Origin of the sequence: Glycomyces sambucus, from assembly GCF_900102815.1 — a bacterium.
Lineage (GTDB): Bacteria > Actinomycetota > Actinomycetes > Mycobacteriales > Micromonosporaceae > Glycomyces > Glycomyces sambucus.
Genome location: NZ_FNGF01000002.1, coordinates 434,296 through 457,229, shown reverse-complemented (window position 1 = coordinate 457,229; position 22,934 = coordinate 434,296). Strand labels below are relative to the sequence as shown.

Sequence of the window (22,934 nt, the reverse complement as noted above, 5' to 3'; positions counted from 1 at the left end):
ACGGTAACAGCCCCGCCCAAGCATTAGCCTGGTCGCGCTAGTCGCCGAAGTCGATCGAGCCCGTCCGGCGCGCGTTCGCCTGGAACCACCACAGCGAGGCCGCCGCCACCGCGAGCCATCCCGCGGCGGTCGCGAACGCGAACCCGGCCTCGGCGAGCACCGCGGGCGCGGAGCCGCCGCCGATCGCCAGGCGCACCGCGGCCAGGCCGTGCACCGCCGGGAAGGCCGCCGCGAACCACTGGAGGCCCGCGGGCCAGAACGCCACCGGGACCATGACGCCGCCGAACGCGGTCATCGTCAGCAGCGCGATGTTCGCGAACACGTTGCGCAGCCCGTGGAAGCGCAGCGCCAGGCTCCCGCAGCACAGCCCCACCGCGTAGTTCGTCAACGCGGTCACGAACACCAGGGCCACGGCCGCCGCCGACTCCCCGAACCCGAGCCGCAGCCCGAAGAACGGCGCGAGGGCCAGCAGCGCGATCGAGGACGAGAGCGTGCCGGTGGCGATCCAGAACCACGAGCGGGCCGCCAGCACCGCGACCATGCCGGCCGGGGCCGCCGCGAGGAGCGAGAGGGTGCCGCTCATGCGCTCCCACGTGGTCGACGCCGAGGCCATCATGGTCTCGTTGGCGGCGATGAAGACCGCCGCGCCGACCAGCAGGAACCGGGTCCGGTCCGGGTCGCCCAGGAGGGTCCCGAGGGTCGAGTAGAAGACGACCTGGCACAGCACGCGGACCATCCACCCGAACGCCCAGGTCGTCGGCGTGTACACGAGGCGCAGGTCGGTCCAGCCCGACCACATCGTCTGCCGCAGCACCGCGATCACGCGAACCCCGCCGTTCCGGTGCGCCGGACGCGCCGCACGAGGCGGTGCGCCAGCCAGAACCCGGCCGCGAACAGCACGGCCGACAGTCCCAGCACCGCGCCCAGGCGCGGCCAGAACGCCGCGACCGGGCCGGGGGAGAGGCTGTCGCGGAGCAGGTCGGTGGCCCACGACAGGAAGAACAGCCGCGACAGCGCCTCGAAGCCCCACGGCAGGAACGCCACTGGGACCATCGCCCCGCCGAGCAGGTACAGCGGGAACGTGAGCGAGTTCTGGAAGCTCCGCACGTTCCTGCCGACGACGAACACCGCCGCCAGGAGCACCCCGGTCGCCGCGATCCCCGCCGCGGCCGCCGCGAGCGTCAGCGCGAACACCAGCGGATGCGCGACCGCGACGACGACCCCGAACCCGAGGGCGCCCACCAGCCAGCACTCGCCGATTCCAAGGAGGCTCACGGCGGTGATCGCCGCGACGCGGCCCGACAGGACCGCCGCCAGCGGCGCCGGCGTCGTCATGATCGCCTCCAGGACCCCGGAGGCGCGGTCGCGGAAGATCGACTCGCCGGCCTCCATGACCGCCATGCCGACCGAGGTCATCACCGCGGGCGCGAGCAGCGCGTAGGCCGCCAGGTCCGCGCGGCCGCCGTGCTCGGTGACCGACAGGAGGATCACCGCGAAGAACGGCGCGGTGACGAGCATGAGCAGCGTCCCGGGCTCGCGGCGGAACTCCCCGAGCTGGGTGCGGGCCGCCGCCAGGAACGCGGGGAGCGCGGCGCTCACGGCCGCACCGCCATCCCGCGCTCGCCGATGAGGTGCAGGTAGACCTCTTCGAGCGTCGGCGGTGCGGTCGAGACGTCGGTGACGCCCGCTTCCACGAGGGTCCGCAGCACCGGCAGCGCCGCCCCGCCGCGGTCGGTCTCGACCAGGACCGCGCCCGGCCCGGTCGCGCGTACACGCTCGACCCCGGGGAGGTCCGCGATCCGCGCGGCCAGCGCCTCCGGCACGCCCGCGGCCCTGACCCGCTCGTGCCGCGACAGGAGCTCGCCGAGCACCCGCGGGTCCTCGCAGCGCAGCAGCCGGCCGCCGTCGATGAACGACACCCGGTCGCACAGCGCCTCGGCCTCGGCCATGTCGTGCGTGGTGAGCAGGACCGTGCGGCCCTCGCCGCGCAGGTCCTCCACGAGGTCGCGGAACTCGTGCGCAGACACCGGGTCCATGCCCACGGTCGGCTCGTCGAGCACGAGCACGCGCGGGTCCCCGACGAGGCCGCGGGCCAGGTGCAGGCGCTGCTTCATGCCGCGCGAGAACGTCTCGACCGGCTCGTTCGCGCGCGGGCCCAGGCCCACCCGCTCCAGCAGCTCGGCGGCGCGGCGGCGCCCTTCGCGGCGGCCGTGGCCGTAGAGCGCGGCCCAGAACCGCAGGTTCTGCGCGGCGGTCATGCGCGCGTAGAGGCCGCGTTCGCCGCCGAACACGATCCCCAGGAGCGGGCGGACCCGCTTGGCGTCGGTGACGACGTCGAGGCCCTGCACGCGGGCGGTCCCGGAGGTGGGCAGCAGGATCGTGGAGAGGATCTTGCACAGCGTGGTCTTGCCCGCGCCGTTGGGCCCGAGCAGGCCGTGGACCTCCCCGGGCGCGACGGTGAGGTTGAAGGCGTCCAGCGCGCGGCGGGGCGGCCCGCCCCTGGCGGTCGCGAAGTCGCGGACCAGTGCCCGCACTTCCACCGCGGGGGCGTCGATTCCGGTGAGGCTCATGCCTTCAGCATCGACCTGTGAAGGCCGCGCCGCCATACGTGTTTCCACGTACGCCTCACCCCGCCGCGCGGGCCCGTTCCGGGGTCCGCCGAGGGTTCTACCCTTGAGCGCATGTCCCCGTTCATCGCCCGCGACGCCGAGCTCGCGCGCATCACCGCGGCGTGGGACCGGCTGCGCTCCGGCGGCGGGCCGGCCGCGGTGACGGTCGTCGGGGAGGCGGGGATCGGCAAGACCCGGCTGCTGCGCGAGGCCGTCGCCGCCGTCGCGCCCCCGCTCCTGCTCGCGGGCACCGCCCGCGCCGACGGTGCCGCGCCGCACGACTGGTTCGCCGCCGCCACCGCGGACGCCGACCGGCCGGGCGGCACCGACGAGCGGCTGTGGCGCGTCCTGCGCCAGGAACCCGCCGACGACGTAGCCCCCCGGCCGCTCCCGGACGGCGCGCTCCTGCGCGGGGCGATGCGCACCGTCCGCCGCCTCGTCGGCGCCGGCCCCGCGCTCCTCGCCGTCGACGACCTCCACTGGCTCGACCCCGAGAGCCTCGCCCTGTGGTCCGAACTCGCCGCCGCCTGGGACCTCCCGGTGCTGCTCCTCGCCGCCGGGCGCCCGCCCGAGGAGGCCCGCCACCCCGCCGCGGCCGCCCGGACCCTCGCCCGCCTGGCCGCCGCGCCCGTCGCCGACACCATCGCGCTGCGGCCCCTGACCGCCGCCGAGACCGGCACGCTCCTCGGCGCGGACGCCACGCCCGCCGCCGTCCGGGCCGTGCACCGCCGCACCGGCGGGAACCCCTTCTGGGTCAAGGAGCTCGCGGCGGCCGGGTCCGCCACCGCGCCGCTCCCGGGCCGTCTCGCCTCGCTCGTCCGGGCCCGCCTCGCGGGGGAGGAGCCGCCCGTCCGGCGGCTCGCCCGCGGCCTCGCGCTCCTGGGCGAGCGCACGGACACCGCCGTCGCCGCGGGCGTCCTCGGCACCGCCCTCCTGGTGACCGCCCTGCCGCGGCTCACCGCCGCGGGCGTCGTTGTCCACGACGGCACCGTCCTGCGCTTCCCCCACGCCCTCATGCGCGAAGCCTTCGCCGCCACCGCACTCCCGGACGAGGCCGCCGCCGTCCACCGCGCCGCCCTCGACGCCGCCCTGTCCCGCGGCGACGACCAGGCCGTCGCCGCCCACGCCGCGGCGCTCGGGGAGACCGGCCTCGTCGCCGCCGCGGCCGACCGGACCGCGACCCGCCAACTCGACTCCTGGCACCTCGAGTCCGCGCAGCGCACCGCCGAGGCCGCCCTCGAATCCGCCCCCGACCACACCGGCCTGCGCTACACCGCCGGACAGGCCGCGCTCCTGTCGGGCGACTACCCCGCCGCAGTCGTCCACTTCGGACATCTGAGCCGGGCCGGCTCCGGCCCCGATCGGTGCATCGCGCACCTCCGCCTCGCCGAGACCGCCTGGCACCAGGGCCGCATCGCCGACCAGTGGGCGCTCCTGGCCGCCGCCGAAGCCCTCGCTGAACCCGGCAGCGCCGAGCACGGCCGCTGCCTCACCGGCCGCGCCCAGGCCATGGTCCGCGCCGCCGACCACCGCGGCCTGCCCGCCCTCTGCGACGAGGCCGACGCCCTCCTCGCGCGCCACGGCCTCCACGTCCAGCGCCGCTCCATCGCCATCAGCCGCGCCACCGCCCTGCACTACCTCGGCGACACCGACGCGGCCGTGCTGACCCTCCACGAGGTCTGGCGCGACGCCGAAGCGGACGGCGACCTGCGCAAACTCGGCCGCGCCGTCAACAACCTCCTCGCCGTGCACCTCGCCGACCTCCCCGAACCGCAGGCGTGGCGGCTCTACGACCGGGCCGTGGCCGCCGTGGGCGACCTCGGCATGGCCGCCTGGGGCGGCAAGATCACCCGCGTCGCCGCCGACGCCGCCACGGGCTTCGGCGACCTCGACCGCGCCTGGGACCTCCTCAGCGCCCGCGCCCGGATCGAGACCGACCCCCACGAGCGGGCCGTCCTCGCCGCCAAGGCCGGACTCCTCGCCGTCGAACGCGACGACCTCGACACCGCCGAGCGCCTGTGCCGCGAAGGTCTCGACCTCGTCGCCGGCATGGACCAGGGCTGGGTCGTCACCTACCCGCACTGGCTCGCCGCCGCCCTCGCCGCCCGCCGCGCCGACCGAGCCGAACCCGTCCGCACCGAAGCCGGCCATGCCGAACTCGGCCGCACCGAACTCGGCCGCACTGAACTCGAGACCGCCCTCCGCGCCTACCGCGACGCCGTCCCGCCCGACCTCCACCGCCTCCGCGAATACCGCGTCATCGAGGTCGCCCGCCTCGCCCAGGGCCGCGGCACCGCACCGGCCGCCGTGCGGCGCTTCCTCACCGACTGCCTCGGCACCGTCCCCGCACCCGGCTCCAGCCCGCACGCCGACCTCATGTGGATGGAGTCCCGCCTCCGCCAAGGCGACTGGACCGGGACCCTCGCCCTCCTCGACGGCGCCCTCGCCGCCGACCAGCCCCACCGGCGCAGCACCGCCCGCACCCTCGCCGCCGAAGCGCACCGGCGCCTCGGCGACCGCGCCGCCGCCCTCGCGCACGCCCGCGACGCGCTCGCCCTCCTCTCGCGCTGGCCCGGCCACCGCCGCGACGCAGCCGCCGCGCTCGTCGCCTCCCTCACGGCCGCACCGATGACCGCCGCCCTGACCGCCCGCGAGACCGACGTCCTCCGCGCCGCCGCCCGCGGCGCCACCAACCGCCGCATCGCCGCCGAACTCGGCATCTCCGAGCGCACCGTCGAGGTCCACATGTCCCGCCTGCTCGCCAAGACCGGCACCGCCGGCCGCACCGAGCTCGTCGCCCGCTACCTCCAGGACGTCTGAACCCCGCAGCCGGACCGGTCGCCTCGCCTCCCGCGCCTCCCGACCCCGTTGTGCGCGTTTCTTTACGTGCGGGCAACGAGAGTTCACGGGACTGTGCGCGACGTGAACGGCGGCGAAACATCGCGCCCATAGCTTGGACCCAGAGCGGATACGACGCTGTATACGCCCCCGTACACCCGCCGCGACCTGCGGCGGCGCTCCCTTGCAGACCCGGCACCCCTCCATGCCGGGACGCTCCTCTGCGAAAGGTCACCCGCACATGCCACTGCGCCCCACGCCCGAAGTCCGCGGCCTCGCCCGCGCGCTCGCCGCCTCCGCCGCCCTCGCCGGACTCCTCGCGACCGCCGCCTGCGGCGCCCGCGCCGGCGAGGAGACCGTCGCCACCGAGTCCTGCGTGGACACCTCCGGCGACACCGTCAAGGTCGGCTCCCTCAACTCCCTCTCGGGCACCATGGCCATCTCCGAGACCACCGTCCGCGACGCCATCGCGCTGGCCGTCGCGGAGGTCAACGCGGCCGGCGGCGTCCAGGGCAAGCAGATCGAGATCGTCGCCGAGGACGGGGCCTCCGAGCCCACCGTCTTCGCCGAGAAGGCCGAGAAGCTCATCCGCGAGGACTGCGTCGCCGCCGTCTTCGGCGGCTGGACCTCCGCCTCCCGCAAGGCCATGCTCCCGGTCTTCGAGGACAACGACTCGCTCCTGTACTACCCCGTCCAGTACGAGGGCCTCGAAGCCTCCGAGAACATCTTCTACACCGGCGCCACCACGAACCAGCAGATCATCCCCGCGCTCGACTACCTCGCCGAGACCGGCGTCGAGTCGCTCTACCTCGTCGGCTCCGACTACGTCTTCCCGCGCACCGCGAACGCGATCATCAACGCCTACGCCGAGGCCCACGGCATCGAGGTCCTCGGCGAGGACTACGTCACCCTGGGCTCCACCGAGTTCTCCACCATCGTCAACCAGGTCAAGTCCGCCGACGCCGACGCGGTGTTCAACACCCTCAACGGCGACTCCAACGTGGCCTTCTTCCGCGAGTACGCCAACGTCGGCCTCACCGCCGCCGACATGCCCGTCATGAGCGTCTCCATCGCCGAGGAGGAGGTCGGCGGCATCGGCGTCGAGAACATCGAGGGCCAGCTCGCCGCCTGGAACTACTACCAGACCGTCGAGTCGCCCGCGAACACCGCGTTCGTGGAGGCGTTCAAGGCCGAGTACGGCGCCGAGCGGGTCACCTCCGACCCCATGGAGGCCGCCTACAACTCCGTGCACCTGTGGGCCGCCACCGTCGAGAAGGCCGGGTCCTTCGCGGTCGCCGACGTCCAGGCCGCCGCCGACGGCGTCTCCTTCGACTCCCCTGAAGGGACCGTCGTCATCGACGGCGACAACCACCACGTCACCAAGACCGCCCGCATCGGCGAGATCGCCGCCGACGGCCTCCTCTACACCGTCTGGGAGTCCGACGGGCCCATCGAGCCCGACCCGTTCCTCGAAGGCTACGACTGGGCCGCCGACCTCGCGGTGACCGAGTAACCGGACCGGACGATCAGGAAGGGGACACCGTGGACCTCCTCGTAGGGCAGCTCCTCACCGGCCTCAGCACCGGCTCGATCCTGCTGCTGGCCGCCCTGGGCCTCTCGCTCACCTTCGGCCAGATGGGCGTCGTCAACATGGCGCACGGCGAGTTCATCATGGCCGGCTGCTACACCGCGTACGTCGTCCAGCAGGTCGTCGGCGACGCCGGCGTGTCCCTCCTGATCGCCCTCCCGATCGGATTCCTGGTGGGCGGCGCGATGGGCCTGGTCCTGGAGGCCCTGCTCCTGCGCCGCCTCTACCACCGCCCGCTCGACACGCTCCTGGTCACCTTCGGGGTGGGCCTGGTCCTCCAGCAGGCCGCCCGCGACGTGTTCGGGGCGCCCGCGGTGAACGTGTCCGTGCCCGAAGCACTCCGCGGCGGCGTCGACCTCCTCGGCACCACCGTCCCCAGGACCCGGCTGTTCATCATGGCGCTGGCGGTCCTCGCCGTCACCGCCGTGGCGCTGGTCCTGCGGTTCACGCCGGCCGGGCGGCGCATCCGCGCCGTCACCGGCAACCGCGACCTCGCCGAGACCGCCGGGATCTCCTCGCGCCGGGTCGACGCCGCCACGTTCTTCATCGGCTCGGGCCTCGCGGGCGTCGCCGGAGTCGCCCTGACCCTCATCGGGTCCACGAGCCCGACCACCGGCCAGTCCTACCTGGTCGACGCGTTCCTCGTGGTCGTCGCGGGCGGCCTGGGCCGCATCAAGGGCGCGGTGGTCGCCGCGGTCGCCCTCGGCGCGCTCCAGGCGGTGTTCGAGACCTACTCGACCGCGTCGCTCGCGAAGGTCGGCGTCTTCGTCGTCATCGTCGTCTTCCTCCAACTGCGCCCGCAGGGCCTGTTCACGCTGCGAACCAGGAGCCTCGCATGACCCGCACCCGACCGCACCGCCCGAACCGGAACGGACGCCGATGAACCGCTTCCTCCAGACCCGCGCCGGCACCTGGACCGGGTTCGCCGCCGCCGCACTCGTCCTCTTCGGACTCGCTCCCCTGCTGCTCTCCGGGTTCCGGCTCGGCCTGCTCGCCCAGTTCCTGTGCTACGCGGTCGTCGCGGTCGGCATCGGCCTCGCCTGGGGCCGCGGCGGGATGCTCACCCTCGGGCAGGGCGTCTTCTTCGGCATGGGCGCCTACCTCATGGCGATGCACCTGAAGACCGCCGACGCCGAGTTCCGCGGCGGCCCCGGCGCCGTCCCCGACTTCATGGAACTCGCGGGCATCCGCGAACTCCCCGCCTACTGGGCGCCGTTCTCCTCGCCCGCCTTCACGATCGCGGCGATCCTCGTCCTGCCGACCGCGTTCGCGGTGCTCCTGGGCCTGGCCGTGTTCAAGCGCCGCGTCAAGGGCGCCTACTTCGCGATCCTCTCCCAGGCGCTCGCCGGGGCCTTCGCGATCCTCCTCATCGGACAGCAGTCCCTCGGCGGGTTCAACGGCCTCAGCCGCTTCCGGTACTTCTTCGGCTTCACCCTCGCCGACCCGGTCAACCAGCGGATGCTCTACTTCATCGCCGCCGGGGTCCTCCTGAGCGTCGTCGCCGTCGCGCTGCAACTGCGCCGCTCGCGCTACGGGGAGCTCCTCGTCGCCGTCCGCGACGCCGAAGAGCGCGTGCGCTTCCTCGGCTACGACGCCGCGAACGTCAAGGTCGTCGCCTACGCCGTCGCCGCGCTCTTCGCCTCCGTCGCCGGGGCCGTGTTCGTGCCGATCGTCGGGATCATCTCCCCGGCGAGCATCGGGATCGTCCCCTCGATCATGTTCATCCTCGGCGTCGCCATCGGCGGGCGCGCGAGCCTGGTCGGCCCCGTCGTCGGCGCGCTCGCCGTCGCCTGGGCACAGACCGCCCTCTCCGAGCAGTTCCCCTCCGCGTGGACGTACGCGCAAGGGCTCCTGTTCGTCCTCGTCATCGCCCTGCTCCCCGGCGGCATCGCCTCGATCGCGAGCGTCGCCCGCCGGTTCCCGACCAAGCGCACGCAAGTGGAGGCCGCCGCATGAACATCGCCTTGAGCTGCAAGGACATCGTGGTCGAGTTCGACGGCTTCCGGGCCGTCGACGGGGTCGACCTCGAACTCGCCCGCGGGGAGGTGCACTTCCTCATCGGCCCCAACGGCGCCGGGAAGACCACCCTTGTCGACGCGGTCACCGGCCTCGCGAAGTACACCGGCTCGGTCGTCAAGGACGGCGAGGAGCTGCGCGGCCGCAAGGTCCACCACATCGCCCGCAAGGGGATCGGCCGCACCTTCCAGACCGCCACCGTCTTCGAGGCCCTCACCGTCGCCCAGAACCTCGACATCGCCGCCGGGGCCGGACGCTCCCCGTGGACGCTCCTGCGCCGCCGCCGGCACCTGCCCCCGCACGTGAGGGCCACGATGGAGCGCATCGGCCTGGGGGACCGGGCCGACACCCCCGCGGGCGCCCTCGCCCACGGCCAGAAGCAGTGGCTGGAGATCGGGATGCTCCTCGTCGGCGACGCCGACGTGCTCCTGCTCGACGAGCCCATCGCCGGGATGGGCCACGACGAGCGCGAGACCACCGGCCGCCTCCTGCACGACATCGCCGCCGACCGGGCCGTCGCCGTGGTCGAGCACGACATGGACTTCATGCGCGCCTTCGCCTCCCGCGTCACCGTCCTCCACGCCGGGGCCGTCCTCGCCTCCGGCTCGGTCGACGAGGTCTCCGGCGACCCCCGCGTCCAGGAGGTCTACCTCGGCACCGCGAAGGAGCCCGCCGATGCTGCGACTGCGTGACCTCACCTGCGGCTACGGCCGCTCCGCCGTCGTCCACGGCGTGTCCCTCGACGTCGGCGCCGACGAGGTCGTGGCCGTCGTCGGCCACAACGGCGCCGGCAAGACCACCCTCCTGCGCGCCGTCGTCGGCCTCATCCCCGCCATGTCCGGCACCGTCGAGTTCGATGGCCAGGACGTCACCAGGCGCCCCACCAACAAGCGCGTCAAGGCCGGCATGGCCTACGTCCCGCAGGGCCAGCAGTGCTTCGCGCACCTGACCGCGGGGGAGAACCTGCGCCTGGTCGCCGACGGCCGCAAGCGCGGCAAGGCCCTCGTCGACGAGCAGCTCGACCTGTTCCCGGCGCTGCGCGGCCTCCTCGGCCGCCAGGCCGGCCTGCTCTCCGGCGGCCAGCGCCAGCAGCTCGCCATCGCCCGCGCCCTCGTCACCGAACCGCGCCTGCTCATCCTCGACGAGCCCACCGAGGGCATCCAGCCCAACGTGGTCGCCGAGATCGAGGCCACCGTCACCGCGCTCGCCTCCCGCGGCGGCCTCTCGGTGCTCCTGGTGGAGCAGCACCTCGGCTTCGCGCTCCAGGCCGCCGACCGGTACTGCGTCCTGCGCTCGGGCCGCACCGCCTCCACCGGCGCGACCGGCACCGGCGCCGCGACCCGCGTCCGAGAGGCGATGGCCATATGACCCGCACCCCCGAACCGCCGACCGGAGCCCGCGCATGACCGCCGAACTCTCCCCCCTGCCGGAGTCGGGCGGCCCGCTCGCGGCCCGCGTCTACGTCGCCCTGCGCGCCGACCTCATGGCCGGACGCTACGAACCGGGCAAGCGCCTCGGCGAGGAGCGCCTGGCCGGGAACTACGGCGTCTCCCGCACGCCCGTGCGCGAAGCGCTCAGCCGCCTCTCCGCCGACGGCCTCGTCTCCCGCGAAGTCGACGGCCTCTACCCCTACCGCCCGCGCATCGACCAGCTCAACGACCTCTACGAAGTGCGCCTCACCCTGGAGCTGCGCGGCCTCTCCCGCGCCGCCGCCGACCCCGAGGTCCGGCACGACGCGGACCTCCTCGGGCCCGAACTCGAACGCTGGTACCGCCTGCGCGACGCCCCGCCCGGCCCCGACGCCGGGTTCGTCGAGTCCGACGAGCGCTACCACCTGACGCTCCTGGCCGCCTCCGGCAACCCCCAGCTCGCCGAGGCGCTCAAGGCCGTCAACAACCGGATCAGGCCCGCCCGGATGTTCGACTACTTCACCGCCGAGCGCATGGAGTCGACCATCGCCGAGCACATCGCCATCGCCGAAGGCGCCCTCGACGGCCGCTACGCCGAGGCCACCGCGATCCTCACCCGCCACATCGAGACGTCCCGGTCCATCGTGGTCGGCCGCGCCGAGGCGGCCCTCACCTGGGCCCACCTCGCGAACGCCGTCCGGCCCTGAACCCCGAGAGAGCGAGACCCATGTTCGAGCGCATCCTCATCGCCAACCGCGGCGAGATCTCCCGGCGCATCACCCGGACCGCCCACCGGCTCGGGATCGCCACCGTGGCCGTCTACTCCGAGGCCGACGCCGCCTCGCTCCACGTCCGCGAGGCCGACGAGGCGGTGTGCGTGGGCCCGGCGGCCCCCGCCGAGTCCTACCTCGACGTCGACGCGATCCTCTCGGCGGCCAAGGACACCGGCGCGCAGGCCGTCCACCCCGGGTACGGGTTCCTCGCCGAGAACGCCGAGTTCGCGCGCCGCACCGCCGCGGCCGGGCTCGTGTTCATCGGCCCCACCCCCGAGCAGCTGGAGCGCTTCGGCGACAAGGTGACCGCGCGCGAGGCCGCGACCCTCGCGGGCGTCCCGCTCGCCGCCGGCACCGCCGCCCTCGCCACCCCCGAGGAGGCGGTCGCCGCGGCCGCGGCCATCGGCTACCCCGTGATCGTCAAAGCCTCCGCGGGCGGCGGCGGCATCGGGATGCGCGTCGCCGAGGACCCGGCCGCGCTGGCCGCGGGCTTCGCCTCTGTCAAGCGCCTGGCCGCCGACAACTTCGGCGACGACTCGGTATATATCGAACGCTATGTATTGCACGCCCGGCACGTGGAGGTCCAGGTCTTCGGCGACGGCGAGGGCCGCGTCGTCTCCCTCGCCGACCGCGACTGCACCCTCCAGCGCCGCCACCAGAAGGTCCTCGAAGAGGCCCCCGCGCCCGGCCTCCCCGACGCCGTCCGCGCCTCGATGCACACCGCCGCCCGCGCGCTCGCCGCCGACGCGGCGTACCGCTCCGCCGGGACCGTCGAGTTCATCTACGACCCCGGCCGCGAGGAGGCGTCCTTCCTGGAGTTCAACACCCGCCTCCAGGTCGAGCACCCCGTCACCGAGGCGGTCCTCGGGATCGATCTGGTGGAGTGGATGATCCGCGCCGCCGCCGGGGACACCGCCTTCCTCGACGGCGTCCCCGAGACCGGGCCCGCCGTCACCGGCGCGGCCGTCGAGGCCCGCGTCTACGCCGAGGACCCCGCCCGCGGCCACCTCCCCAGCGCCGGGCTCCTCACCTGCGTCGACCTCCCCGAGCAGGCCCGCGTCGACACCTGGATCGAACGCGGCACCGAGGTCCCCGCCGTCTACGACCCGATGCTCGCGAAGATCGTCACCACCGGCGCCACCCGCGCCGACGCGTGGGCCGCGCTCGCGGACGCGCTGGCCGCCACCCGCATCGAGGGCGTCCACACCAACCTCGGGCAGCTCCGCGCCGCCGCGGTCGACCCGCGCGTGCTCGCCGTGGAGCACGACACCGCCACGGTCGCCACGATCGCGGACGCCTCGCCGCGCATCGACGTCGTCAGCGCCGGGGTCCTCACCACGGTGCAGGACTTCCCGGGCCGGATCGGCCACTGGCAGGTCGGGGTGCCGCCGTCGGGGCCGATGGACGACCTCTCGTTCCGGCTCGGCAACCGCGCCCTCGGCAACGACGAGGGCGCGCCCGGCCTCGAGTGCACCATCGCCGGACCGGTGCTGCGCTTCGGCGTCCCGGTCACCGTGTGCGTCACCGGCGCCCCCGCGCCCGTCATGCTCGACGGCGAACCGGTCGAGCAGTGGGTCCCCGTCGCCGTCCCCGCCGGAGGCGAACTAGCGGTCGGCCAGATCGCCGACGCGGGCGCGCGCACCTACGTGCTCTTCCAAGGCGGCCTCGACGTCCCGACCTTCCTCGGCTCGGCCTCCACGTTCCCGCCCGGGCGCATCGGCGGCTACACCGGCGACCGCCTCCGCGTCGGCGACCGGCTCGTCCCCGTCTGCGCCACTGAGAACTCCGCCACCGGAACCTCCGCCATCGGGACCTCCTCCCCGGTCCCGGTGGCGGACCGCCCGGCCTTCGGGCACGAGTGGACCCTCACCGTCACCCCCGGCCCCCAGCCCGCCCCGCACTACTTCACCGTCGCGGACATGGAGCGGATCTACGCCGCCGAGTGGTCGGTGCAGGTCCACGCCGGGCGCTCCGGGGTGCGCCTCGACGGGCCGCGCCCGCAGTGGGCCCGCACCGACGGCGGCGAGGCCGGGCTCCACCCCTCCAACCTGCACGACAACCCGTACTCGGTCGGCACCGTCAACTTCACCGGCGACACGCCCGCGCTGCTGGGCCCCGACGGGCCCAGCCTCGGCGGCTTCGCGTGCCCCTTCACCGTCACCACCGCCGACCGGTGGAAGCTCGGCCAGCTCCGCCCCGGCGACACCGTCCGCTTCCTGCCGGTCGCCGAGGAGGAGGCGGACCGCCTGCGCGCCGAGCCCACGCTGGCCCACGTCCCCTTGGTGAACGCCGCCCGCGACGAGGCCACCCTCGCCGCGATCGAGGCCGGGGACGACCGGCCCGCCGTCGCCTACCGCCGCGCCGGCGACGACGCGGTCCTCCTCGAATACGGGCCCATGCACCTCGACCTGGCGCTGCGCATGCGCGTCGGCGCCCTCATGGACGCCCTCGCCGCCGCGGACCCCGCCGGGCTCATCGACACCACCCCGGGCGTGCGCTCCCTCCACCTGCACGTCGACCCCGACGTGCTCCCCATCCGCACGCTCACCGGGCTCCTCACCGAACTCGAGGCCGACCTGCCCGACACCGGCGACATGACCGTCCCCTCCCGCGAGGTCCGCCTCCCCATCTCCTGGAACGACGCCGTGGTCGACGAGGCCATCGCCCGGTATGCGACCAACGTCCGCGACGACGCGCTCTTCAACCCCTCGAACATCGAGTTCATCCGCCGCATCAACGGCCTCGACTCGGTCGAGGACGTCGCCGGGATCGCCACCGCCGCCGAATGGCTCGTCCTGGGCCTGGGCGACGTGTACCTCGGCGCCCCCGCGGCCGTGCCCGTCGACCCGCGCCACCGGCTCGTCACCACCAAGTACAACCCCGCCCGCACCTGGACCGCCGAGGGCACCGTCGGCATCGGCGGCTCCTACATGTGCATCTACGGCATGGACTCCCCGGGCGGGTACCAGCTCGTCGGCCGCACCGCCCCCATCTGGGCCGGCCTGCGCGACCTGCCGTCCTTCAAGGACGGACTGCCGTGGCTCCTGCGCTTCTTCGACCGCGTCAGGTTCACGCGCGTCTCCGAGGAGGAGCTGGCCGAGACCCGCCGCGACCTCGCCGCCGGGCGCGCCGAGATCGACATCCGCGAAGGCACCTTCGCCTACGCCGACTACCGGCGCCTGCTGGCCGACAACGCCGACGCCATCGACGCGTTCCGCGCCCGCCAGGCCGCCGCGTTCGAGGCCGAGCGGCGGCGCTGGGCCGACGCGGGGGAGTTCGACCGCGACCACACCGAACCGGCCCCCGGCGACGGTGCGACCGTGGAACTCGCACCGGGCGAGACCCTGGTCGAGGCACCCATGGCCGCGAGCGTGTGGCGCGTCAACGTCGCCGAGGGCGACACCGTCACCGCCGGGGACACCGTCGTGGTCCTCGAAGCGATGAAACTGGAGATGCCCGTGGCCTGCGCGGTCTCCGGCACCGTCACGCGCGTGCTCGCCCGCCCGGGCGACCAGGCCGCGCCCGGCGCGCCGCTGCTGGTCATCCGATAGGCAACGTGGACAACGAGACAGGGGACCGAGTGAACACCGTCGAACGCGTCGAGGCCGCCTACGCCCGCATCGCCGGGGCCGACCGGCCCGAGGTCTGGATCAGCCTGCGCGAGGAGGCCGACGCCCGCGCCGAGGCCGCCCGCGTCCAGACCCGGCTCGACGCGGGCGAGGACCTGCCCCTCGCCGGGCTCGTCTTCGCCGCCAAGGACAACATCGACGTCGCCGGGCTCCCCACCACCGCCGGGTGCCCGTCCTACGCGTACACCCCGGACCGCGACGCCACCGCCGTCGCCCGCCTCCGCGCGGCCGGGGCGGTCTGCCTGGGCAAGACCAACCTCGACCAGTTCGCCACGGGCCTCGTCGGCACCCGCAGCCCCTACGGCGCCGTGCGCGCCGCCGCCGACCCCGCGCGGGTCTCCGGCGGGTCCTCCTCCGGGTCCGCCGTCGCGGTGGCCCTCGGCATCGCCGACTTCGCGCTCGGCACCGACACCGCCGGGTCCGGCCGGGTCCCGGCCGCCCTCAACGGGATCGTCGGCATCAAGGCCAGCCTCGGCCTCGTCCCGGTCGACGGCGTGGTCCCCGCCTGCCCCTCCTACGACTGCCTCACCGTCTTCGCCCCCGACCTCGCCGGCGCCGCCGCCGCGATGCGCGTCATGACCGGCCCGGCCGACGACCCCGCCTCCCGCGACCGGCCCGCCGACGTGCCGCTCGCGGCCCCGCCCGCCGCCCGCGCCGCCGTCCCCACCGGTGCGAACCTCGCCCGCCTCGACCCCGAACTCCGGCCCCTGTGGGACGCCGCGCTCGCCCGCTTCGCCGCCGCCGGGACCGAGCTCGTCCCGGTCGACGTGCAGCCGCTCCTCGACGCCGCGCTGCTGCTCTACGAAGGCGCGCTCGTCGCCGAGCGGTACGCGGCGTTCGGCGCCCACATCGACGCCCGGCCCGGCGACGCCGACCCCATCGTGGCCGAGATCGTCAGGGGCGCCGACAAGTTCACCGCCGCCGACCTCGTCGCCGACCAGCAGCGCCTGCGCGCGGCCCGCCGCCGCGCCGCCGACCTCCTCGACGGCTTCGACGCACTGCTCCTGCCCACCGCGCCCCTCCACCCCACGATCGCCGAGGTCCGCGCCGACCCCATCGCCGTCAACGCCGCCATGGGCACCTACACCAACTTCGTCAACCTCCTCGACATGGCCGCCGTCGCCGTCCCCGCCGGGACCGCCGGCACCAAGGGCTTCGGCCTCAGCGTCATCGTCCCGGCCTTCCACGACCAGGTCGCCCTCGACCTCGCCGCCCGCTACCAGGACGTGCCCGCGCCGCTCCTGGCCCCCGCCGGGGCCGAACTCGTCGTCTTCGGCGCCCACCTCACCGGCATGCCCCTGAACCACCAGCTCACCGACCTCGGCGCCCGCTTCGACGGCGAGGTCGCCACCGCCCCTGCCTACCGCATGTACGCGCTCGACACCACGCCCCCCAAACCCCTCGTCGTCCGCGCCGAGGACGGCGCGAGCCTCCCGGGCGAACGCTGGCTCCTCAGCCCGGCCGCCCTGGGCGCCTTCCTCACCGCCCTCCCCGCCCCCATGACCCTCGGCAGCGTCGAACTCGCCGACGGCACCTGGACCACCGGCTTCGTCGCCAACGCCCCCAGCGGCATCGACATCACCGGCGAGGGCGGCTGGAGGAGCCACCGCGCGGCATGACCCGGAACGCCGGGAACCCCGTCCCCTGCCACCGGCCGCTACCCTGAGGACTCGGCGTCGGCAAGGGACCGGACCTCCCCCGCTATGGAGTCCGGCTCGGCCGCGCCGACCGAAGCGGGAGGCCCCGCAACCCCTCCGGAGAGGACCGCGCCAATGCCCGAGGCCGACCGGCTCGCCGTCACCGGCGACCCGAGCGAGATCCGCGAACTGCTCGCGCTGCTGCGCCGCGACCCCGAACTGCGCACGGCCGGGCTCGGGCTGGAGTTCCGGCGGCCCGGCCGCGGCGAGTTGGGCGCCGTCACCGACACCCTGACCATGTTCGCCGGGAACCCCGCCGTGCTCACCGCCGCGACCACGACCATCGGCGTGTGGCTCGGCGCCCGTATCCGGCCCACCCGCATCCGGCTCAAGCGCGGGGACACCGAGGTCGAGGTGGAGACCCTGCGCGCCAAGCGCGCTGACGCGTACGCCCGCGAACTGCTGGCCGAGCTGTCGAAGGAAGGGGAGCCGGGGGAGTAGCGCCCGGGCGTCGCACGGCCGTGCGAGGATTCCCCGCATGGAATTCCCCGACCTCCAGACCCACCTGACCGCCGACGCCGCCCGGTTCCGGGAGGCCGCCCTCGCGGCCGCCCCGGACGCGAAGGTGCCGAGCTGCCCCGAGTGGACCGCCACCGACCTGCTCGACCACGTCACCGAGGTCTACGACCACAAGATCCAGTCGATGCGCCTCTTCCGCGAACCCGGCGAGGCCGACGCGATCGAGCGCACGGGCGCCGCCGTCGAGCGCTTCGACGCCGCGCTCGCCGACCTCCTCGCCGAGTTCGGCGACCGCGGCCCCGAGAGCCTGTCCCACACCTGGTACGGCCCGGACCAGACCGTCGGGTTCTGGATCCGGCGCATGGCCCAGGAGACCGTCGTCCACCGCGCCGACGCCGAACTCGCCGCGGGCCGCACGGTCGGCCCGATCGACCCCGCGCTCGCCCTCGACGGCATCGACGAGATGTTCACCGTCATGCTCGCGTGGGGCTCGCGCGCCTACCGCGACTGGGTCGCCGACGACCTCCTCGCCAATCTCGGCCTGGAGCTCGGCGTCCGCGCCGGGGACACCGAGTGGACCGTCATCGTCAGCGTCGCGGGGATCGACATCGCCGACGGGATCACCGCCGGTGCGAGCGGCGTCGTCGCCGGCTCCCCCGGGGAGGTCCTGCTGTGGCTGTGGCGGCGCCTGCCGGTCGACGCGCTCGCCGTCGAAGGCGACCGCGCCGCGGCCGCCGCCCTGTACGACCTCGCGGATCGGTTCGCCCAATGACCGACGCACTGACCGACCGGGACATCGCCCGCGCGCTCGCCGACCGCGCCGACACCCCGTACCCCGGCGAATGGCAGGAGCCCCCGTACCGCGAGCACCGCGCGGGCGGCCGCGTGTACGCCCTGGTCGCCGCCGACCCGGGCCTGAGCGACATCGGCGTGGACCGCGAGGGCGGCGGCGTGTGGCTGCTGCCCGCAGGCGACGAGCCCGCGCTGGTGAACTCGAGCGCCGCCGCGTTCACCGCCTGCTCCAAGGTGTACGCCGAGGCTGCCGCGGAGGTCGAACGCGCCGAAGCCGAGGACCCCGACGAGGACGAGGACCGCGGCGACGCGTTCACCGAAGCGGTCCTCGAACGCCTCGCAGCGGTCGACGCGGCCGCCGTCGAGGACGAGAACGCGTTCTGGTCCGTGGCCGCCGAAGAGCTCGGCTACGCGATGCCGGGCTGAACCTCGCGCAGGACCTCGACCGGCCGCCGCAACGTGAGCGCCCGGTCGAGGTCCGCGATGAGGTCCTCGGGGTCCTCCAGGCCGATCGAGAGCCGCACGATGCTGTCGGCGGGCTTCGCGTCGCCGGTCACGGGCCGGTGCGTCAGCGCCGCCGGGTGCTGGATCAGCGAGTCCACGCCGCCGAGCGACACCGCGTGCGTGAACAGGGCCACCGCGGAGGTGACCCGCCGGGCCGCCTCGTAGCCGCCGGCCAGGTCCACCGCGATCATCGCGCCGGGCCCGCGCATCTGCACGCCGAGCAGCGGGTCACCGGTCAGCCCGGGGTAATGGACCCGCGCGACACCCGGATGCGACTGGAGCCAGGCGGCGATCCGCTGCGCCCCGGCCTGCTGGGCGCGCACCCGGATCGGCAGCGTCGTCAGCCCCCGGTGGAGCAGGTAGGCGCCGAGCGGGTGGAGCAGGCCGCCGGTGACGGCTCGGACCCGCCGCAGCGCGGCCGCGGTCTCGCCGCCGCAGGCGATGACGCCCGCGACCACGTCGCCGTGCCCGCCGAGGTACTTGGTGGCGCTGTGCAGCACCATCGCCGCCCCGAAGTCGACCGGGTTCTGCAGGACCGGGGTCGCGAACGTGTTGTCCACCAGCACCGGGACGCCCCCGGCCGCCGCGACCACCGCGCGGATGTCGACCAGGTCGAGCGTCGGGTTCGCGGGGGTCTCCAGGACCACCATCGCGGTGTCGGGCCGCACCGATGCCGCGACCTCGGCCGCGGTGCAGAACGTGGTCTCGGTCCCGAGCAGGCCCGTCGACAGGAGGTGGTCGGTGCCGCCGTACAGCGGGCGCACCGCGAGCACGTGGCGGCGCCCCGTCCCGGCGGTCGCGGCCAGGATCGCGGCGGTCATGGCGGCCATGCCCGAGGCGAACGCCACGGCCGCCTCGGCGTGCTCGAGTTCGGCCAGCGCCGACTCGAACCGGGCCACGGTGGGGTTCCACAGGCGCGCGTACACCGCGCCGCCCTCGGGGGTGGGGGTGCCGCCGGCGGCCATCGCCTCGTAGGAGAGGCCGCCGGCTTCGATGCCGGGGAGGGGGTTGGTGGAGGAGAGGTCGATCGGGAGGGCGTGGACGCCGAGTCCGGCGAGGTCCTCGCGGCCGGCGTGAACGGCGATCGTGTCGGGTTGCAGCCACGGCGAAGTCATGCGAGGACTGTAGGCGGATCCACAACCTGCTGCAATACTTGCCGAAGAAACCTCCGGCAGGGCCCGGTACCGGTGGGGATTCAGCGGAAGGACGTGTGATGGCGGGGGAGCGGCCGAAGAAAACGCAACCGCACCAGGCGGCACTGGACGGCACCGATCTGGCGATCCTCGCCGCGCTCACCGAGGACGGCCGCATGACCAACGCCGCCCTCGCGGCGCGGGCCGGAGTCGCGGAGTCCACGTGCGCGTACCGGGTCCGCGCCCTGCGCGAGGCCGGGGTCCTCACCGCCGTCCGCGCCCACCTGAGCCCCGAGGCCCTGGGCCGCCCGCTGCACGCGATCATCAAGGTGCGCTTGGGCAGCCACAGCCGCGAGCTCGTGCACCACCTCTACGACCGGCTCGTGGCGCTCCCGGGCGTGCTGACGGTCTTCCACGTCGGCGGCGACGACGACTTCCTCCTCCACGTGGCCGTCGCCGGCCCCGAGGCCCTGCGCGACCTCATCCTGGAGCACGTCACCGTCCACCCGATGGTCCGCCAGACCGAGACCCAGCTCGTCTTCGAGGTCCGCGAGGGCCGCGGCCTCCTCCCGGGCTGATCCGTCACCGGCGAAGGGCCCGGACCGATGGTCCGGGCCCTGTCGTCATGCGCCCCTAGACGATGCGGATGGTGTTCCAGCTCATCGCCGGGAGCTCCACGCTGATCGTGCCGTCCTTGACGGTGACGTGCTCGTTGGCGACCGGGGCGACCCGCTCGGGGTCGTCGAGGGTGTTCTTGGCGTCGCGCTCGCCGGTGAGGGTCGAGACGGTGACATCGCCGACCCGCACCGAGGACGCGTCGATCTCCAGCGTCATCGGCGTCTCCAGGTCGCGGTTGACGGCGAAGACGGTGACCGAGCCGTCCTCGTTCGCCACGGCCACCGAGTGCAGCGCCGCGACCTCGCCGTACTTCGCGGTGTCGAACCCGGGCGAGTCGGCGTTGACGTTCAGGACCGTGCCGCGCCCGTACCTGGACGCCTCGGCGAACGGGAAGAACGTGGTCTGGCGCCAGGCCGGGCCGCCCGGCTCGGTCATGATCGGCGCGATGACGTTGACGAGCTGCGCGAGGCAGGCGGCGGTGACGCGGTCGGAGCGGCGCAGCAGCGTGATGAGCAGCGAGCCGAACACGACCGCGTCCATCGCCGAGTAGTGGTCCTCGAGCTGGCGCGGGGCCACCGACCACGGCTCGGGCCGCTCGCCGGAGGGCGCGGTCTGGTACCAGACGTTCCACTCGTCGAAGGAGATGTTGATCTTCTTGTCGCTCTTGAGCTTCGCGCCCACGGCGTCGGCGGTGGCGATGACGCCGTCGATGAACAGCTCCATGTCCTGCGCCGAGGCCATGAAGGACACCACGTCGCCGTCGAGCGGGTGGTAGTAGGCGTGCGCGGAGATGTAGTCGACCGAGTCGTAGGTGTGGGTCAGCACCTCGTTCTCCCACGCGCCGAAGAACGGCATGCCGCGGGAGGAGGAGCCGCACGCGACCAGGTCGAGGTCGTCGCCGCCGTCGATCATGCGCAGCGAGCGGGCCACCTGGTCGGCGACGCGGCCGTACTCGGTGGCGGTGCGCTGGCCGATCTGCCAGGGGCCGTCCATCTCGTTGCCCAGGCACCACAGCTTGATGCCGTAGGGCTCCTCGTCGCCGTGCGACCGGCGCAGGTCCGACCAGTGGGTCCCGGAGGGGTGGTTGGCGTACTCGAACAGGTCCAGGGCCTCCTGGAGGCCGCGGGTGCCGAGGTTGACGGCCATGTTCGGCTCGACGCCGACGGTGCGGCAGAACTTCATGAACTCGCCGAGCCCGAACTGGTTGGTCTCGGTGACGCCCCAGGCGAGGTCGAGGCGCCGCGGCCGGTCCTCCTTGGGGCCCACGCCGTCCTCCCACCGGTAGCCGGAGACAAAGTTCCCGCCGGGGTAGCGGATCATGGTCGGGCCCAGTTCGCGGACGAGTTCGAGGACGTCCTCGCGGAGGCCGTCCTCGTTCGCGGTGGGGTGCTCGGGCTCGTAGATGCCGGTGTAGACGCACCGGCCCAGGTGCTCGACGAACGACCCGAAGAGCCGGTCGGGCACCTCGGCCACGGTGAAGCGGGGGTCGAACTCGATGCGTGCGCGGTGGTGGTCGGCCATGATCGCCTCCGGGGAGCTGCGTGGTGAGCGGTAACCCGGGCCCCTGGCGGGTCCGGTTGCGGTGACGCTACCAGATCAGAGCTTTACCGGTACAGTCCCCGGGCGCAGGTTTTTCTCCGCGGGTTCTCCACCGCTCCGGCCGTCACAGCTCCAGCGCCGTCGACGCCCGCGCGACCAGCTCGGGCTGGAACACCACGTTCCGGTGCGTGTGGTCGCGCCCCTCGGCGATCTCGTCGAACAGCAGCTGCGCGGCCGTGCGCCCGAGCTGCGCCCGCGGCTGGCGCACCGACGACAGCGGCACGGCCGCCGCCGCGGCGAAGTCGATGTCGTCGTAGCCGACGATCGCGCACTCCTGCGGCACCTTCACGCCGTGCATCGTCAGCCCCTGGAGCGCCCCGAGCGCGACGAGGTCGTTGGCGCAGAACACGGCCGTGGGCCGGTCCTCGCTCCCCAGCATCTGCTCGATCGCCTCGCGGCCCGCCTGGAAGTTCAGCCCCGGGGTCGCGAACACCTCCAGCTCCACACCGGACTCCTCGCACACCTCCCGGCACCCGCCGAGCCGGTCGGCGACCTGCGGGATGGCGGCGGGCCCGCCGATGAACGCGATCTTGCGGTGCCCCCGCTCGACCAGGTGCTGCGCGGCCAGCCGGCCCCCGTGCACGTCGTCCACGGCCACCGAGCAGTGCGGGTGGCGCCCCGCGCCGCGGTCGACCAGCACCACCGGGATGTCGTGCCCCGACAGCCGCTCGATCCACGACGCCGACGAGTCGTCCACCGGGGTGATGAGCAGCCCCAGCACCCGCTGCTCCTCCAGCAGCTCCAGGTGGCGGCGCTCGCGGCGCACGTCCTCACCGGAGTCGCACACCGTCACCACGCCGCCCGCCGACTCCACAAGGGGCTCGGCGCCGCGCACCACGTCGGTGAAGAACGGGTTCGCCACGTCGAGGACCACGATCGCCACCGTGCGGCTGCGCCCGGCGCGGAGCTGGCGCGCGGAGTCGTTGCGCACGTAGCCGAGATCGGCGATGGCCGCCTGCACCCGGGCCCGGGTCTCCTCGGCGACGGCCTCGGGCCGGTTGAGCACATTGGAGACCGTCCCGACCGAGACGCCGGCCGCTTTCGCGACGTCCTTCATACTGGTGGTGGTCATGGTCACCTCAATGAGTCTATCGGGGGGCAGGGGCGCTGGCGGGACGGCAGGGGACTGCCGGCTCCTCCAGTGGCGGGGATCGACGCCCGTCGACGCCACCGTCGATTGAAACGGTTCAACGGTGAACGGCGAGCGTGAGGAGCATATACCGGACCGTGTTCGAATTTCTTCCCGGCCGTGGCTTGACAAGCGCTTGCT

At 74.2% G+C, this 22,934-nt stretch carries 19 protein-coding genes; 13 read left to right on the top strand and 6 right to left on the bottom strand.

The features are described 5' to 3' along the window. Positions 1-37 precede the first annotated feature (37 nt). From BLS99_RS07285 to BLS99_RS07275, 3 genes are read right to left on the bottom strand one after another with little or no spacing between them, the layout of a single operon-like run. Positions 38-823, bottom strand: a complete 786-nt coding sequence (locus BLS99_RS07285; RefSeq protein WP_091046098.1) for an ABC transporter permease — start codon at positions 821-823, stop codon at positions 38-40. Next, the gene (locus tag BLS99_RS07280; protein ID WP_091046094.1) at positions 820-1,599 is read right to left on the bottom strand and encodes an ABC transporter permease; all 780 of its coding nucleotides are present in this window, start codon (positions 1,597-1,599) and stop codon (positions 820-822) included. Before BLS99_RS07280 ends, BLS99_RS07285 begins: the two co-directional genes overlap by 4 nt. Further along, positions 1,596-2,570: an ABC transporter ATP-binding protein gene (locus tag BLS99_RS07275; protein WP_091046090.1), complete on the bottom strand. Its 975-nt coding sequence runs from the start codon at positions 2,568-2,570 to the stop codon at positions 1,596-1,598. The genes BLS99_RS07280 and BLS99_RS07275 overlap by 4 nt, the downstream gene beginning before the upstream one ends. A 111-nt stretch (positions 2,571-2,681) precedes the next feature. Between BLS99_RS07275 and BLS99_RS27345 the strand changes: the two genes are divergently transcribed. From BLS99_RS27345 to BLS99_RS07215, 12 genes are all read left to right on the top strand, one after another. After that, entirely contained in the window at positions 2,682-5,429 is a 2,748-nt protein-coding gene (locus tag BLS99_RS27345; RefSeq protein WP_091046087.1) for a helix-turn-helix transcriptional regulator, read from the top strand. A gap of 259 nt (positions 5,430-5,688) precedes the next feature. Further along, positions 5,689-6,960 carry an urea ABC transporter substrate-binding protein gene (urtA, locus tag BLS99_RS07265; protein ID WP_091046084.1) on the top strand — a complete coding sequence of 424 codons (1,272 nt, stop codon included), beginning with the start codon at positions 5,689-5,691 and terminating at the stop codon, positions 6,958-6,960. 29 nt (positions 6,961-6,989) lie between these two features. Further along, on the top strand, positions 6,990-7,874 hold the full coding sequence (urtB, locus tag BLS99_RS07260) for an urea ABC transporter permease subunit UrtB (RefSeq protein WP_091046080.1): 885 nt from the start codon (positions 6,990-6,992) through the stop codon (positions 7,872-7,874). Positions 7,875-7,914: 40 nt separating this feature from the next. Then, positions 7,915-8,991 carry an urea ABC transporter permease subunit UrtC gene (gene urtC / locus BLS99_RS07255; protein ID WP_091046077.1) on the top strand — a complete coding sequence of 359 codons (1,077 nt, stop codon included), beginning with the start codon at positions 7,915-7,917 and terminating at the stop codon, positions 8,989-8,991. Then, the gene (gene urtD / locus BLS99_RS07250) at positions 8,988-9,743 is read left to right on the top strand and encodes an urea ABC transporter ATP-binding protein UrtD (RefSeq protein ID WP_091046075.1); all 756 of its coding nucleotides are present in this window, start codon (positions 8,988-8,990) and stop codon (positions 9,741-9,743) included. The genes urtC and urtD overlap by 4 nt, the downstream gene beginning before the upstream one ends. Beyond that, complete coding sequence (gene urtE, locus BLS99_RS07245) at positions 9,727-10,419, top strand: urea ABC transporter ATP-binding subunit UrtE (protein WP_091046071.1); 693 nt, start codon at positions 9,727-9,729, stop codon at positions 10,417-10,419. The genes urtD and urtE overlap by 17 nt, the downstream gene beginning before the upstream one ends. Before the next feature lie 34 nt (positions 10,420-10,453). Continuing rightward, positions 10,454-11,167, top strand: a complete 714-nt coding sequence (locus BLS99_RS07240) for a GntR family transcriptional regulator (protein WP_091046068.1) — start codon at positions 10,454-10,456, stop codon at positions 11,165-11,167. Between the two features lie 20 nt (positions 11,168-11,187). Then, entirely contained in the window at positions 11,188-14,784 is a 3,597-nt protein-coding gene (uca, locus tag BLS99_RS07235) for an urea carboxylase (RefSeq protein ID WP_091046065.1), read from the top strand. A 5-nt stretch (positions 14,785-14,789) separates the two neighbouring features. Beyond that, a complete protein-coding gene (gene atzF, locus BLS99_RS07230; RefSeq protein WP_218126331.1) occupies positions 14,790-16,481 on the top strand; it encodes an allophanate hydrolase in 1,692 nt (563 codons plus the stop codon). A gap of 153 nt (positions 16,482-16,634) precedes the next feature. After that, on the top strand, positions 16,635-17,000 hold the full coding sequence (locus tag BLS99_RS07225; RefSeq protein ID WP_091046058.1) for an effector-associated constant component EACC1: 366 nt from the start codon (positions 16,635-16,637) through the stop codon (positions 16,998-17,000). 37 nt (positions 17,001-17,037) lie between these two features. Continuing rightward, a complete protein-coding gene (locus BLS99_RS07220; RefSeq protein ID WP_091046054.1) occupies positions 17,038-17,790 on the top strand; it encodes a maleylpyruvate isomerase N-terminal domain-containing protein in 753 nt (250 codons plus the stop codon). Beyond that, a complete protein-coding gene (locus BLS99_RS07215) occupies positions 17,787-18,236 on the top strand; it encodes an SUKH-4 family immunity protein (RefSeq protein ID WP_091046052.1) in 450 nt (149 codons plus the stop codon). The genes BLS99_RS07220 and BLS99_RS07215 overlap by 4 nt, the downstream gene beginning before the upstream one ends. Here BLS99_RS07215 and BLS99_RS07210 read toward each other — a convergent pair. Further along, positions 18,218-19,429 (bottom strand): trans-sulfuration enzyme family protein, encoded by a 1,212-nt coding sequence (locus BLS99_RS07210; RefSeq protein WP_091046049.1) that lies wholly within the window; start codon positions 19,427-19,429, stop codon positions 18,218-18,220. The two genes, BLS99_RS07215 and BLS99_RS07210, sit on opposite strands and share 19 nt — an antisense overlap. A 98-nt stretch (positions 19,430-19,527) precedes the next feature. Between BLS99_RS07210 and BLS99_RS07205 the strand changes: the two genes are divergently transcribed. After that, positions 19,528-20,025, top strand: a complete 498-nt coding sequence (locus tag BLS99_RS07205) for an Lrp/AsnC family transcriptional regulator (RefSeq protein WP_091046045.1) — start codon at positions 19,528-19,530, stop codon at positions 20,023-20,025. A gap of 55 nt (positions 20,026-20,080) precedes the next feature. On the opposite strand, the gene arfA is transcribed toward BLS99_RS07205, so the two are convergent. Then, positions 20,081-21,586 (bottom strand): arabinosylfuranosidase ArfA, encoded by a 1,506-nt coding sequence (gene arfA, locus BLS99_RS07200; protein WP_091046041.1) that lies wholly within the window; start codon positions 21,584-21,586, stop codon positions 20,081-20,083. Positions 21,587-21,728: 142 nt separating this feature from the next. Then, on the bottom strand, positions 21,729-22,736 hold the full coding sequence (locus tag BLS99_RS07195) for a LacI family DNA-binding transcriptional regulator (protein ID WP_218126330.1): 1,008 nt from the start codon (positions 22,734-22,736) through the stop codon (positions 21,729-21,731). Positions 22,737-22,934: the final 198 nt, after the last annotated feature.

What these genes read in the sequence shown, in the direction of transcription:
- urtC (WP_091046077.1), top strand. Translation starts at nt 7,915, where the DNA reads ATGAACCGCTTCCTCCAGACCCGCGCCGGCACCTGGACCGGGTTCGCC.
- BLS99_RS07220 (WP_091046054.1), top strand. Translation starts at nt 17,038, where the DNA reads ATGGAATTCCCCGACCTCCAGACCCACCTGACCGCCGACGCCGCCCGG.
- urtE (WP_091046071.1), top strand. Translation starts at nt 9,727, where the DNA reads ATGCTGCGACTGCGTGACCTCACCTGCGGCTACGGCCGCTCCGCCGTC.
- BLS99_RS07275 (WP_091046090.1), bottom strand. Translation starts at nt 2,570, where the DNA reads ATGAGCCTCACCGGAATCGACGCCCCCGCGGTGGAAGTGCGGGCACTG.
- BLS99_RS07215 (WP_091046052.1), top strand. Translation starts at nt 17,787, where the DNA reads ATGACCGACGCACTGACCGACCGGGACATCGCCCGCGCGCTCGCCGAC.
- BLS99_RS07195 (WP_218126330.1), bottom strand. Translation starts at nt 22,736, where the DNA reads ATGACCACCACCAGTATGAAGGACGTCGCGAAAGCGGCCGGCGTCTCG.
- BLS99_RS07205 (WP_091046045.1), top strand. Translation starts at nt 19,528, where the DNA reads ATGGCGGGGGAGCGGCCGAAGAAAACGCAACCGCACCAGGCGGCACTG.
- uca (WP_091046065.1), top strand. Translation starts at nt 11,188, where the DNA reads ATGTTCGAGCGCATCCTCATCGCCAACCGCGGCGAGATCTCCCGGCGC.
- arfA (WP_091046041.1), bottom strand. Translation starts at nt 21,586, where the DNA reads ATGGCCGACCACCACCGCGCACGCATCGAGTTCGACCCCCGCTTCACC.
- BLS99_RS27345 (WP_091046087.1), top strand. Translation starts at nt 2,682, where the DNA reads ATGTCCCCGTTCATCGCCCGCGACGCCGAGCTCGCGCGCATCACCGCG.
- urtA (WP_091046084.1), top strand. Translation starts at nt 5,689, where the DNA reads ATGCCACTGCGCCCCACGCCCGAAGTCCGCGGCCTCGCCCGCGCGCTC.
- BLS99_RS07240 (WP_091046068.1), top strand. Translation starts at nt 10,454, where the DNA reads ATGACCGCCGAACTCTCCCCCCTGCCGGAGTCGGGCGGCCCGCTCGCG.
- urtD (WP_091046075.1), top strand. Translation starts at nt 8,988, where the DNA reads ATGAACATCGCCTTGAGCTGCAAGGACATCGTGGTCGAGTTCGACGGC.
- BLS99_RS07210 (WP_091046049.1), bottom strand. Translation starts at nt 19,429, where the DNA reads ATGACTTCGCCGTGGCTGCAACCCGACACGATCGCCGTTCACGCCGGC.
- BLS99_RS07225 (WP_091046058.1), top strand. Translation starts at nt 16,635, where the DNA reads ATGCCCGAGGCCGACCGGCTCGCCGTCACCGGCGACCCGAGCGAGATC.